The sequence below is a fragment of the Pseudomonas sp. MHK4 genome (assembly GCF_054600775.1).
This window is the reverse complement of record NZ_BAAIAK010000008.1, coordinates 180,443-192,734: the sequence shown is the minus strand read 5'-3', so window position 1 is coordinate 192,734 and position 12,292 is coordinate 180,443. Positions and strand designations below refer to the sequence as shown.

The 12,292-nt window shown below is 60.6% G+C and carries 13 protein-coding genes; 11 read left to right on the top strand and 2 right to left on the bottom strand.

Features of this window, described 5'->3' with window-relative positions; translation table 11 throughout:
* Positions 1–45 precede the first annotated feature (45 nt).
* From rsfS to ACYP2Q_RS20735, 11 genes are all read left to right on the top strand, one after another.
* On the top strand, positions 46–540 hold the full coding sequence (gene rsfS / locus ACYP2Q_RS20785) for a ribosome silencing factor (RefSeq protein WP_008065972.1): 495 nt from the start codon (positions 46–48) through the stop codon (positions 538–540).
* A gap of 9 nt (positions 541–549) precedes the next feature.
* The gene (gene rlmH, locus ACYP2Q_RS20780; protein ID WP_007937439.1) at positions 550–1,017 is read left to right on the top strand and encodes a 23S rRNA (pseudouridine(1915)-N(3))-methyltransferase RlmH; all 468 of its coding nucleotides are present in this window, start codon (positions 550–552) and stop codon (positions 1,015–1,017) included.
* Between the two features lie 10 nt (positions 1,018–1,027).
* Entirely contained in the window at positions 1,028–2,923 is a 1,896-nt protein-coding gene (mrdA, locus tag ACYP2Q_RS20775; protein ID WP_459732243.1) for a penicillin-binding protein 2, read from the top strand.
* A 31-nt stretch (positions 2,924–2,954) separates the two neighbouring features.
* Positions 2,955–4,058 (top strand): rod shape-determining protein RodA, encoded by a 1,104-nt coding sequence (gene rodA, locus ACYP2Q_RS20770; protein ID WP_459732315.1) that lies wholly within the window; start codon positions 2,955–2,957, stop codon positions 4,056–4,058.
* 17 nt (positions 4,059–4,075) lie between these two features.
* Complete coding sequence (gene mltB / locus ACYP2Q_RS20765) at positions 4,076–5,086, top strand: lytic murein transglycosylase B (RefSeq protein WP_459732241.1); 1,011 nt, start codon at positions 4,076–4,078, stop codon at positions 5,084–5,086.
* Positions 5,086–6,093 carry a septal ring lytic transglycosylase RlpA family protein gene (locus ACYP2Q_RS20760; protein ID WP_459732240.1) on the top strand — a complete coding sequence of 336 codons (1,008 nt, stop codon included), beginning with the start codon at positions 5,086–5,088 and terminating at the stop codon, positions 6,091–6,093. The genes mltB and ACYP2Q_RS20760 overlap by 1 nt, the downstream gene beginning before the upstream one ends.
* Before the next feature lie 196 nt (positions 6,094–6,289).
* Positions 6,290–7,447: a D-alanyl-D-alanine carboxypeptidase family protein gene (locus ACYP2Q_RS20755; protein WP_459732239.1), complete on the top strand. Its 1,158-nt coding sequence runs from the start codon at positions 6,290–6,292 to the stop codon at positions 7,445–7,447.
* Between the two features lie 85 nt (positions 7,448–7,532).
* The gene (locus ACYP2Q_RS20750) at positions 7,533–7,808 is read left to right on the top strand and encodes a DUF493 domain-containing protein (protein ID WP_020798754.1); all 276 of its coding nucleotides are present in this window, start codon (positions 7,533–7,535) and stop codon (positions 7,806–7,808) included.
* Entirely contained in the window at positions 7,808–8,455 is a 648-nt protein-coding gene (lipB, locus tag ACYP2Q_RS20745) for a lipoyl(octanoyl) transferase LipB (RefSeq protein WP_459732238.1), read from the top strand. The genes ACYP2Q_RS20750 and lipB overlap by 1 nt, the downstream gene beginning before the upstream one ends.
* 1 nt (position 8,456) lies before the next feature.
* Positions 8,457–9,479, top strand: coding sequence for a lipoyl synthase (lipA, locus tag ACYP2Q_RS20740; RefSeq protein WP_406591207.1), 1,023 nt, complete (start codon positions 8,457–8,459; stop codon positions 9,477–9,479).
* Between the two features lie 172 nt (positions 9,480–9,651).
* Positions 9,652–10,599 carry a S66 peptidase family protein gene (locus ACYP2Q_RS20735; protein WP_459732237.1) on the top strand — a complete coding sequence of 316 codons (948 nt, stop codon included), beginning with the start codon at positions 9,652–9,654 and terminating at the stop codon, positions 10,597–10,599.
* Between the two features lie 141 nt (positions 10,600–10,740).
* Here the strand turns inward: ACYP2Q_RS20735 and ACYP2Q_RS20730 are convergent, their stop codons facing one another.
* Together ACYP2Q_RS20730 and arfA are read right to left on the bottom strand one after the other, a co-directional pair.
* Complete coding sequence (locus ACYP2Q_RS20730) at positions 10,741–12,063, bottom strand: lytic murein transglycosylase (RefSeq protein WP_459732236.1); 1,323 nt, start codon at positions 12,061–12,063, stop codon at positions 10,741–10,743.
* Positions 12,064–12,125: 62 nt separating this feature from the next.
* A complete protein-coding gene (gene arfA, locus ACYP2Q_RS20725; RefSeq protein ID WP_008035105.1) occupies positions 12,126–12,290 on the bottom strand; it encodes an alternative ribosome rescue factor ArfA in 165 nt (54 codons plus the stop codon).
* Positions 12,291–12,292 lie beyond the last annotated feature (2 nt).

Below are 12,292 nucleotides of genomic sequence, written 5' to 3'. Positions count from 1 at the left end.
AACGTGTAAAGAAGCGCCCGAACATACGAGCAAAACGAGTTTTATATGACGAGCAACAACGAAAGCAAAGTAAAACGCAAAGGCACGTTCAAGAGCGCCCCGCTGCCTGAGAAGGTCCTGGCTGCCGAGCCGCCTAAAGGCGACGAGCTGGTCAAGATCGCCGTAGCCGCCCTGGAAGACGTCAAGGCCCAGGACGTGTTGGTGATCGATGTTCGCGACAAGCAGAGCATCACCGACTACATGATCATCGCCACCGGTACCTCCAACCGCCAGATCGGCGCGATGCTGGACAAGGTCCGCGAGGCCGTCAAAGCCCTGGGTATCAAGCCGCTGGGTGAAGAAGGCAAGGGCGACAGCGACTGGGTATTGTTGGACATGGACGATGTGATCGTCCACATGATGACCTCCAATGCCCGCCAGTTCTACGACCTGGAGCGCCTGTGGAAAGGTGCCGAGCAGAGCCGTGCCGCTGACGGCAAACATCACAGCCCTGAAGTCGGTCATGAGCATTTCACCAAGCTCAACAAAGACCAGGAATAAGGAACGGCTGTGCGACTGCGACTGATCGCCGTCGGTTCACGCATGCCAAAATGGGTGGAAGAAGGCTGGCATGAATATGCCAAGCGTCTTCCGTCCGAACTGGCGCTGGAACTGGTGGAAATACCGCTCAATACCCGTGGCAAGAACGCCGACGTGGCGCGCTTCATCCGTCAGGAAGGCGAAGCCATGCTGGCCAAGGTCGGGCCGAACGAGCGCGTTGTCACCCTCGAAGTCCACGGCAAGCCCTGGAGCACCGAGCAGTTGGCGGTCGAGCTCGATCGCTGGCGGCTGGACTCGCGCACGGTCAACTTCATGGTCGGCGGCCCCGAAGGGCTGGCGCCGGAAGTCTGCGCCCGTGCCGATCAGCGCTGGTCGCTATCACCGCTGACGTTGCCGCACCCGCTGGTGCGAATCCTGATCGGCGAGCAGCTGTATCGTGCCTGGACAGTGCTGTCCGGTCACCCTTACCACAAGTAGTTGTGCCCTCATGTCCCAACCGATCCGCATCAAGGACCACGAAAAAGACGCCCGTCTGGTGCGTGGCCGCGTCGTGTTCGGGGCCATTGCAGTGGTACTGCTGATCGGTGTACTGATCGCGCGCCTGTATTTCCTGCAGGTAATCCAGTACGAGTATCACTCGACCCTGTCGGAAAACAACCGCGTCCATGTGCAGCCGATTCCGCCGACTCGCGGCTTGATTTTCGACCGCAACGGCGTGGTGATTGCCGACAACCGGCCCAGCTTCAGCCTGAGCATGACCCGCGAGCGCTCTGGCGACTGGCAGCAAGTGCTCGATGTGATCGTCGAAGTGCTGGAGCTGACGCCCGAGGACCGGGTGATTTTCGAGAAGCGCATGCGCCAGGGGCGACGGCCGTTCGAACCGGTGCCGATCCTGTTTGAATTGACCGAAGAGCAGATCGCCCGCATTGCCGTGAACCAGTTCCGCCTGCCCGGGGTGGAAGTGGTCGCGCAACTGGTCCGTCACTATCCGCAGGGCGCGCACTTTGCCCACTCGGTGGGTTACATGGGGCGCATCAACGAGAAAGAGCTGAAGTCTCTGGATCCGGTGAGTTACAGCGGTACCCATCAAATTGGCAAAACCGGCATCGAGCGCTTCTACGAGCCGGAGCTGCACGGTCAGGTGGGTTACGAGGAAGTCGAGACCAACGCGCGGGGCCGTGTATTACGGGTACTCAAGCGTACTGAACCGATTTCCGGCAAGGACATCGTCCTGAGCCTGGATATCAAATTGCAGGAAGCCGCTGAAGCCGCGCTCGGTGGTCGTCGTGGTGCGGTGGTGGCCCTGGACCCGAAAACCGGCGAGGTGCTGGCGATGGTCAGCCAGCCGAGTTTCGATCCGAACCTGTTCGTTACCGGCATCAGCTCCAAGGCCTATTCCGAGTTGCGCGATTCCATCGATCGGCCGCTGTTCAACCGTGTCCTGCGGGGCCTGTACCCGCCGGGTTCGACCATCAAGCCGGCGGTAGCGATCGCTGGGCTGGATGCGGGCGTGGTGACCGCTTCATCCCGGGTGTTTGACCCGGGCTACTACATGCTGCCCAACTACGATCACAAATACCGCAACTGGAACCGTACCGGCGACGGTTTTGTCGACCTGGATACGGCGATCATGCGTTCCAACGATACCTACTTCTATGACCTGGCCCACAAGCTGGGAATCGATCGGTTGTCGGCGTACATGACCAAGTTCGGCATTGGCCAGAAGGTCTCCCTGGACATGTTCGAAGAATCGCCGGGGCTGATGCCGACCCGGGAATGGAAGCGTGCGACCCGCCGACAGGCGTGGTTCCCGGGAGAAACGCTGATTCTCGGGATCGGCCAGGGCTACATGCAGTCGACGCCATTGCAGCTGGCCCAGGCCACGGCGCTGGTGGCCAACAAAGGCATCTGGAACCGCCCGCACCTGGCCAGGACCATCGAAGGCCAGAAGCCGGTGGATGAGAACCCGATACCGGACATCATCCTGCGTGACCCGTCCGACTGGACCAAGGTCAACCACGGCATGCAGCAAGTGATGCATGGTGCCCGTGGTACGGCGCGCAAAGCCTCGATCGGTGCGCAATACCGGATCGCCGGCAAGAGCGGAACGGCCCAGGTGGTTGCCATCAAACAGGGCGAGAAGTACGACCGTTCCAAGGTCCAGGAACGTCACCGCGACCACGCCCTGTTCGTTGGCTTCGCGCCGGCCGACAATCCGAAGATCGTGGTATCGGTGATGGTCGAGAACGGTGAATCCGGTTCCGGCGTGGCCGCGCCGGTGGTGCGTCAAGTCATGGACGCCTGGCTGCTGGGCCCGGACGGCCGCCTGAAGCCAGAATACGCCGACCCTATCAGTGCAGAGGCAACCGCCCGTGATGAATAATTTTGATCGCATGCTCTCCAGCGAGGATGTGATGCGTCGTCGTGCGACGCTGCTGCAACGCCTGCACATCGACGGCCCGCTACTGATCCTGCTGCTGACCCTGGCTGCCGGCAGCCTGTTCGTCTTGTATTCGGCCAGTGGCAAGAGCTGGGATTTACTGGCCAAGCAGGCGACGTCGTTCGGCATCGGCTTGGTGTCGATGATCGTTATCGCTCAATTTGAGCCACGTTTCATGGCTCGCTGGGTGCCGATCGGTTATGTGATCGGCGTGCTTTTGCTGGTCGTTGTCGACGTCATGGGCCACAACGCCATGGGTGCCACGCGCTGGATCAATATTCCCGGAGTCATACGCTTCCAGCCTTCGGAATTCATGAAGATCCTGATGCCGGCGACCATTGCCTGGTACCTGTCCAAACGCACCTTGCCGCCGCAGCTCAAGCATGTCGGCATCAGTCTGATGCTGATCGGCATCCCGTTCATTCTCATCGTGCGGCAACCGGATCTCGGCACGTCGCTGCTGATCCTGGCTGGCGGCGCCTTCGTACTGTTCATGGGTGGCCTGCGCTGGCGCTGGATTCTCAGCGTGCTGGCGGCCGCCGTGCCCGTGGCGATCGCCATGTGGTTCTTCATCATGCACGACTACCAGAAGCAGCGAATCCTGACGTTTCTCGACCCCGAAAGCGATCCGCTGGGCACCGGCTGGAACATCATCCAGTCCAAGGCCGCGATCGGTTCCGGTGGCGTGTTCGGCAAGGGCTGGCTGTTGGGTACCCAATCACACCTGGATTTCCTGCCGGAAAGCCACACCGACTTCATTATTGCGGTAATGGGGGAAGAGTTCGGCCTGGTGGGCATTTGCGCGTTGCTGTTGATCTACTTGCTGTTGATCGGTCGAGGGCTGGTGATTACCGCCCAGGCGCAGACATTGTTCGGCAAATTGCTGGCTGGCTCCTTGACCATGACATTTTTTGTGTATGTTTTCGTCAACATCGGTATGGTCAGCGGCCTGTTACCAGTAGTGGGGGTGCCGTTGCCGTTCATTAGCTACGGAGGAACTTCGCTGGTGACACTGCTGTCAGCGTTTGGGGTTTTGATGTCGATCCATACCCATCGCAAGTGGATCGCGCAGGTTTGAATAAGGTGAAGAGTTCAATGCAAGCAATGCGTGGCTGGGCGACTCGATACGCGCCATGGGTCGGCCTGGTAAGCATCCTTGGTACTGCGCAGCACGCGTTGGCCGGCGATTACGAAGGCTCGCCCCAGGTGGCCGAGTTCGTCGGTGAGATGACCCGCGACTACGGCTTCGCCGGTGAGCAACTGATGGGCGTGTTCCGCGAGGCGCAGCGCAAGCAATCGATCCTGGACGCGATTTCGAAACCCGCTGAACGGGTCAAGCAGTGGAACGAATATCGGCCGATGTTCATTACCGATGCACGTATCGCCCGCGGTGTGGATTTCTGGCGCCAGCATGAGGCGGTACTGGCCCGTGCCGAGCAGGAATACGGCGTACCGGCGCAGGTGATTGTTTCGATCATTGGCGTTGAGACCTTTTTTGGGCGCAATACCGGCAATTTCCGGGTAATTGATGCCTTGTCGACTCTCGGATTCGACTATCCTCCCCGTGCCGAATTTTTCCGCAAGGAATTACGTGAGTTCCTGCTGCTGGCCCGGGAAGAGCAGGTCGATCCGCTGACCCTCAAGGGCTCCTACGCTGGCGCCATGGGCTTGCCGCAGTTCATGCCCAGCAGCTTTCGCGCCTACGCGGTGGACTTCGACGGTGACGGCCACATCAATATCTGGAACAACCCGGACGATGCCATCGGCAGCGTCGCCAGTTATTTCAAGCGACATGGCTGGGTCGCCGGCGAGCCGGTGGTCAGCCGCGCCGATGTGCGGGGCGAACAGGTGGACGAAGGTTTGACCACCGGTATCGAACCGACTAAAACCGTCGGAGAGTTGCGGGCCCTGGGCTGGTCAAGTCATGATGCGCTGCGCGATGATATGCCGGTTACCGCATTCCGCCTGGAAGGCGACAATGGGCCTGAGTACTGGATGGGCCTGAAGAATTTCTACGCGATCACGCGTTATAACCGCAGCGTGATGTACGCCATGGCCGTACATCAACTGTCTGAACAGCTGGTCCAAGCACGGGGCGTCAAGTAATGCGGGCATTGCCTATGAATAAACCCCTGAAGCTGATGGCATTTGCCGCGTTGGCAGTGCTGGTCGCCAGTTGTTCGACCAGCCGCGCGCCGGCCCAGAAATCGTCCCCCGCCGTGCGCTCAGCGCCGGGGCTGGACATCAACCGTGCGCACAAGGATGGCGCGCCATGGTGGGACGTCGACGTTTCACGCATCCCGGACGCCACGCCAACCCTGCACACCGGCCCGTACAAGGCCGCCCCTTATTCGGTACTGGGCAAAACCTACTTTCCGCTGCAAGAGTCCAAGACCTACGTGCAGTCGGGCACGGCGTCCTGGTACGGCACCAAGTTCCACGGTCAGAACACCGCCAACGGCGAAGTCTATGACCTGTACGGCATGAGCGCCGCCCACAAGACTCTGCCATTGCCAAGTTACGTCCGGGTGACCAACCTGGACAACAACAAGACAGTGATCCTGCGGGTCAATGACCGCGGGCCGTTCTACTCCGACCGGATCATTGACTTGTCCTACGCGGCCGCCAAGAAGCTCGGGTATGCCGAAACCGGTACCGCACGGGTCAAGGTCGAAGGCATCGATCCGCAGCAATGGTGGGCGGCCAAGGGCCGTCCGGCGCCTTTAATGCTCAACGAGCCGCAAGTCGCGCAGAATAGCGCCCCGGTCATTACGGCTTCGGCCGGCACCGTCGAGCAATGGACTCCGCCGCCGCAGCAACACGCCGCCGCTGTCGTTCCTGTACAAATCGATGCAAAAAAAAGCGCTTCTGCACCAGCGTCTGGCCAGTATCTGCAGGTGGGCGCGTTCGCCAACCCGGACGCTGCCGAACTGCTGAGATCCAAGCTCAGCGGGATGGTGAGCGCTCCGGTGTTCATCAGTTCGATCGTGCGCAATCAACAGACGCTGCATCGGGTGCGCCTGGGGCCGATCGGTTCTCCGGGTGAAATCCAGCAAGTGCAGAACAGCGTGCGCCTGGCCAACCTCGGTTCGCCAAGCGTAGTGACCGAGTAAGCCACTGAGTAATACGTAGAACTTGATTGACGGTTCATCTGCGGTTTTGGGGGATGAACCAGGTTGTTGGCTCGTTGAAGAACAAAAGCCCGGCAAGGGTTACAGAGTGAGCAGCTGAACACGCGATGGCCCGTTAGAAGGCTGTCTGAATAGTTTTGCCCTCGGGCAAGTTTCCATTAGCGATTTCGAGAGACGGATGAACATCACCACCTTTGCCAAACGCCTGTGCCTTCTAGTCCCGCTGCTCCTCTCGCCTGCCGCATTCGCGGTCGAGATGATGCCGTCGCCACCACAACTGGCCGCCAAGGCCTACGTGCTCATGGACGCCAGCAGCGGCAACGTGCTGGTCGAAAACAATGGTGACCAGCGTCTGCCGCCAGCCAGCCTGACCAAGCTGATGACCGCCTACATCGCGACCCTCGAAATCCGTCGCGGCCAGATCGGTGAAAACGATCCGGTGACCGTCAGCGAAAACGCCTGGCGTACCGGCGGTTCGCGCATGTTCATCAAGGTCGGCTCGCAAGTGACCGTCAGCGACCTGCTGCACGGCATCATCATTCAGTCGGGTAACGACGCCAGTGTTGCGCTGTCCGAGCACATCGCCGGCAGTGAAGACGCGTTCGCCGACGTGATGAACAAGACTGTTGCCGACCTGGGCATGACCAATACCCACTTCATGAACCCGACCGGTCTGCCGAATCCTGAGCACTACTCGTCGGCCCACGACATGGCGGTGCTGGCTCGCGCGATCATCCACGAAGATCCGGCTCACTACGCGATCTACTCGCAGAAAGAGTTCTTCTGGAACGGCATCAAGCAACCTAACCGTAACCTGCTGCTGTGGCGCGACAAGACCGTCGACGGCCTGAAAACCGGTCACACCGATGAAGCCGGCTACTGCATGGTGTCTTCGGCCGTACGTGATGGCATGCGTCTGATCGCCGTGGTGTTCGGCACCAACAGCGAAGTGGCCCGCGCCGCCGAAACCCAGAAGCTGCTGACCTACGGTTTCCGTTTCTTCGAAACCCAGACCTTCTATCAGAAGGGCGCCGAGCTGGCCCAGGCTCCGGTCTGGAAGGGTTCGACCAACCAGGTCAAGGCCGGCCTGGCTGAAGACCTGACCATGACCCTGCCAAAAGGCCAGCTGAAAAAGCTCGCCGCCAGCATGACCATGAACCCGCAACTGGTTGCGCCAATCGCCAAGGGCGACGTGATCGGCAAAGTCGAAGTCAAACTGGAAGACAAGGTGGTGCACAGCGCCGACCTGATCGCTCTGGATGGCGTCGAAGAGGGTGGTATCTTCCGTCGCATGTGGGATAGCATCCGTCTATTCTTCTACGGCTTGTTCAACTGATAGTGTGCACCAGCATGGCCCCCGCGCTGATCCGGCGTGGGGCTATGCCCGTCGCCACGGCTTACGCTTACGAGGCCGTTACGCCATGACCGATACCGAAGTAAAGGCGCCTAAGATCGAATTCCCCAACGTTGATTACCCGGTTAAGGTGATCAGCGATACCGGTGTGGGCAACAAGGACAAGATCATCGCGATCGTCAAGAAACACGCGACGATCAACCATGACCGCGTGGATGAGCGCCAGAGCACCAACGGCAAATACACCACGATCCAGTTGCACATCGTCGCGACCGACCAGGACCAGCTGTACAACATCAACAGCGAACTGCGGGCCACCGGTTTCGTTCACATGGTGCTGTGATGTCCGCCGCGGTGGGTTTTCGCGAGCTTGGCCAGATGGCTTACGAGCCGGTCTGGCACGCCATGCAGCGCTTTACCAACGAACGCGGCAGCGATGCCGCGGACGAGATCTGGCTGGTCGAGCACCCGCCGGTCTTCACCCAGGGCCAAGCCGGCAAGGCGGAGCACTTGCTGCTGCCGGGAGATATCCCGGTGGTGCAGGTCGATCGCGGTGGCCAGGTGACGTATCACGGCCCCGGTCAACTGGTGGCCTACCTGTTGCTGGACGTACGCAAGCTGGGTTTCGGCGTACGAGACCTGGTCAGTCGCATGGAGTCATGCCTGATCGAGCTGCTCGCCAGTTACGGGGTGACCGCCGCGGCCAAGCCGGATGCTCCGGGTGTGTATGTCGATGGAGCGAAAATCGCTTCCCTGGGTCTGCGGATCCGCCACGGTTGTTCCTTTCATGGCCTGGCCCTGAACGTGGACATGAACCTGGAACCGTTTCGACGGATTAATCCCTGCGGCTACGCCGGGCTGGCGATGACCCAGCTGAGCGATCACGCAGGATCGATTGAATTTGCCGAGGTAAGTGCCCGGCTGCGCGCGCAGCTCGTCAAACACCTCGACTATGCTGAGCAGACGACCCTGACGGGCGGAATCGACTGATATGACTACTGATGCAGTGCAAACCATGATCCCGACGCTCGATGTCACCGAGCGCCCGGCCCCACGTGCCAAGGTTGAAGCCGGCGTCAAGCTGCGCGGCGCCGAGAAGGTTGCACGCATCCCGGTAAAGATCATTCCGACTACCGAACTGCCGAAGAAGCCTGACTGGATTCGCGTGCGCATCCCGGTTTCTCCGGAAGTCGACCGCATCAAGGCCTTGCTGCGTAAGCACAAGCTGCACAGCGTGTGCGAGGAAGCGTCCTGCCCGAACCTGGGCGAGTGCTTCTCCGGCGGCACTGCGACCTTCATGATCATGGGTGACATCTGCACCCGTCGTTGCCCGTTCTGCGATGTCGGCCACGGCCGTCCGAAGCCACTGGACGTCAACGAGCCGCAAAGCCTGGCGATTGCCATCGCCGACCTGAAGCTCAAGTACGTGGTGATCACCTCGGTGGACCGCGACGACCTGCGTGACGGCGGTGCCCAGCACTTTGCCGACTGCATCCGCGAAATCCGCAAGCTGTCGCCGAACGTACAGCTCGAAACCCTGGTCCCGGACTACCGTGGCCGCATGGACATCGCCCTGCAAATCACCGCCGCCGAGCCGCCGGATGTGTTCAACCACAACCTGGAAACCGTGCCGCGCCTGTACAAGGCTGCGCGTCCGGGTTCGGACTACCAGTGGTCGCTGACCCTGCTGCAACGCTTCAAGCAGATGATGCCGCACATTCCGACCAAATCCGGCCTGATGCTGGGCCTGGGCGAGACCGACGAAGAAGTCATCGAAGTCATGAAGCGCATGCGCGAGCACGACATCGACATGCTGACCCTGGGCCAGTACCTGCAACCGTCGCGCAGCCACTTGCCGGTACAGCGTTTCGTACACCCGGACACCTTCGCCTGGTTCGCCGAGGAAGGTTACAAAATGGGCTTCAAGAACGTTGCTTCCGGCCCGCTGGTACGTTCTTCGTACCACGCCGATGAGCAGGCGAAGCTGGTCAAGGCCGAGTTGATGTCGTCCTGATCCGGCCATGAAAAACACAGCCCGCAACGTTCAATCGGCCTTGCGGGCTTTTTTTGCCTGTCTCACAGCGACATCAGTCTTTTCCTGCGACATCGCGATGCTTGATCCGCTTCTGTTTGTCTTCGTTCCTGACTAATGTGTGCTTGATGCTTTCACGCAGGGAGATCCATGGATGAACGCAAGACCCGACCCGACGCTCATTCCCCACACGCCCGTACCGGCCTTGCCGATGCAAGGGCTGATCGCTGTTATCGCGCCTGCAGGTCCGGCCGCGCTGGACACCAAGAAAGCCATCGCCTGGATGCGTGCTCGCGGGTATTCGCTGCGGATTTTTCCCGGGGTGTTCGAGAAGGACGGCTACCTGGCCGGCAGTGATGATGTGCGACTCAATGACCTGCACGCCGCGTTCACCGACCCTGAGGTAGACGCCATCATCTGCCTGCGCGGCGGATACGGCACCCCGCGGTTGCTTGATCGTATCGATTTCCAGCTGCTGCGCCACAATGCCAAGCCATTCATTGGCTATAGCGATATCACCGCACTGCATTTGGCGATCAGCCGCTATGCGGGATTCGTGACCTTCCATGGCCCGCTGCTCAACGCCGATCTGCTGGGTGAGCGGCTGCCACCGACCGAGTCCTCGTTCTTCAACATGCTCAGGGGGCAGTGCAGGGCCGGTATGGTGCTTGCCCACCCGGTTGGTCGCCCCTTGACCACAATCGTGCCAGGCGTAGCTTACGGGCGTCTTCTAGGTGGCAACCTGTCGATGATCGCCGCGACCATGGGCACGCCTTACGAGATCGATGCCGCGGGTGTCATTCTGTTTATCGAAGACATCAACGAGCCGCTGTATCGCATCGACCGGCTGCTGACCCATCTGCGCCTGGCGGGCGTGTTGCACAAGCTGCGTGGGGTTCTGGTGGGCGATATTGCGGGTGTAGAGGCGCAGGCCCTGGACCGACTGCTCAAGCAGACCCTGGAACCCTTGTGCATCCCGGTGCTGTCCGGGTGGCGCAGCGGGCACTGCAATCCGAACCTGACGCTGCCGATGGGCGCGCTGGTGAAATTGGATGCGGGTAACCAGCAATTGGCGTTGGAACAGAATGTCGTAAGGCGCTAAACCTCGCCCCCTGTAGGAGCGAGCTTGCTCGCGATGGACTCAAGAGCGCCGCGTTTAGCCAGTTAAAACGCGTTATCGTTGACGACCATCGTCGGAACGCCGCCCGGAGCAAGCTCGCTCCTACAGCAGTGGATAAAGCCTTCAGCGGTTGCGCAATCCTTCCAGCAACTGGTGCGTCGGATACCCATCCGCCGGCCAGCCAAACGACTGCTGGGCGCTGCGTATCGCCTTGCGGGTATTGGCGCCGATGATTCCGTCGGCAGTGCCCGCGTCGTAGTTCTGCGCGCTCAGCAGGTTCTGCAGTTCGATTCGCTCGGTGCGGCTCAGCGGCAGATCATCCTTGGGCCACGTGCCACTGATCAATCCTGCGCCATTGAAGCGCTCGGACAGCAGGCTCACCGCCAAGGCGTAGGACGACGAGTTGTTGTACTTGAGAATTGCCCGGAAGTTGTCGAGCACCAGGAAGGCTGGACCGCGATAGCCTGCCGGCAACAGCAACGCCGCCGACAGTTGCTCGGAGCCTGCCGGGAACTGGCCGCCGTTGGGCAGCACCACGCCCAGTTGCCGCCATTCGGCGACGCTCTTGCGAATCGAGCCATCGGCGAGGATGTAGTTGAAACTGCCCGGCAGCTGTACTTCAAAGCCCCACGGCTGGCCTTTTTGCCAGCCGGAGCTTTGCAGGTAGTGGGCGGTCGACGCCAGGGCGTCGGTGGCGCTGCCCCAGATATCGCGGCGACCGTCGCCATCGAAGTCCACGGCGTGGGTGTTGTAGGTGGTCGGGATGAACTGGGTCTGGCCCATGGCGCCCGCCCAGGAGCCAAGCATTTTCTCGGGTTCGATATCGCCTTGCTGGAGGATCTGCAGGGCGGCGATCAATTGCGCGTGGGCGAAACCAGGGCGGCGGCCTTCGTAGGCCAGGGTCGCCAGGGAGTTGATCACCGACTTGCTGCCCTGGAACTGGCCGAAGTTGCTTTCCATGCCCCATACCGCGACCAATGCCTGGCGGTCGACGCCGTAGCGCTGTTCGATGCTTTGCAGGATGGCGGCGTACTGGTCGACCAGTGCCTGGCCTTTGCGAACGCGCAGCGGTGACAGGGCGCCATCGAGGTATTCCCACACCGGTTTTGCGAATTCCGGTTGGCTGCGGTCGGCGCGGATCACGCTCGGATCAAAGCTGACATTCGCGAAGGCGCGGTCGAACAGGTCGGCACGGATTCCGGCGGCCAGGGCGTCCTTGCGAAAACCCGCTTGCCATTCGGCGAAGGTCTGGGTTGGCTGGATGTCGAGATTTTCGCCGGTCGGAGTTACAGGTGGAACGACCGCAGGGGCGGTGGCGACAGGCAAAGTCTGAATCGGCTGGGCGTCGGCGGCGGTGGGTTTTTCGGCGCAGGCGACTAGCAAAATGAGGCTGGAGGCAGCAATCAATTGGCGAAACTGCCAACGGCGGGAAAGACAAAGGGGCATGCACGGGTCCAGGGAAAACGAATCAGGTACAGACCTTAACATGTTGCGCGGATGCTTGCCTTTCAGGCCGCCAGAAAGTAAGAAGCCTCCCAGTTGTCAGACTGGAAGGCTTCGCGGCGGTAGCTGCCTTTACCCTTGCCTGCTCGTTCCTGACGGCTGCGGAACAATGGCTGGGCGATGATGGATTTGGCCTTGTTGGGGCCGTGTTTGGACGGCTTTTTGCTCATGA

Bases quoted from the DNA above. Each gene is read 5' to 3' on its own strand.
- rsfS (WP_008065972.1), top strand. From the start codon at position 46: ATGACGAGCAACAACGAAAGCAAAGTAAAACGCAAAGGCACGTTCAAG.
- mrdA (WP_459732243.1), top strand. From the start codon at position 1,028: ATGTCCCAACCGATCCGCATCAAGGACCACGAAAAAGACGCCCGTCTG.
- rodA (WP_459732315.1), top strand. From the start codon at position 2,955: ATGCGTCGTCGTGCGACGCTGCTGCAACGCCTGCACATCGACGGCCCG.
- mltB (WP_459732241.1), top strand. From the start codon at position 4,076: ATGCAAGCAATGCGTGGCTGGGCGACTCGATACGCGCCATGGGTCGGC.
- ACYP2Q_RS20760 (WP_459732240.1), top strand. From the start codon at position 5,086: ATGCGGGCATTGCCTATGAATAAACCCCTGAAGCTGATGGCATTTGCC.
- ACYP2Q_RS20755 (WP_459732239.1), top strand. From the start codon at position 6,290: ATGAACATCACCACCTTTGCCAAACGCCTGTGCCTTCTAGTCCCGCTG.
- ACYP2Q_RS20750 (WP_020798754.1), top strand. From the start codon at position 7,533: ATGACCGATACCGAAGTAAAGGCGCCTAAGATCGAATTCCCCAACGTT.
- lipB (WP_459732238.1), top strand. From the start codon at position 7,808: ATGTCCGCCGCGGTGGGTTTTCGCGAGCTTGGCCAGATGGCTTACGAG.
- lipA (WP_406591207.1), top strand. From the start codon at position 8,457: ATGACTACTGATGCAGTGCAAACCATGATCCCGACGCTCGATGTCACC.
- ACYP2Q_RS20735 (WP_459732237.1), top strand. From the start codon at position 9,652: ATGAACGCAAGACCCGACCCGACGCTCATTCCCCACACGCCCGTACCG.
- ACYP2Q_RS20730 (WP_459732236.1), bottom strand. From the start codon at position 12,063: ATGCCCCTTTGTCTTTCCCGCCGTTGGCAGTTTCGCCAATTGATTGCT.
- arfA (WP_008035105.1), bottom strand. From the start codon at position 12,290: ATGAGCAAAAAGCCGTCCAAACACGGCCCCAACAAGGCCAAATCCATC.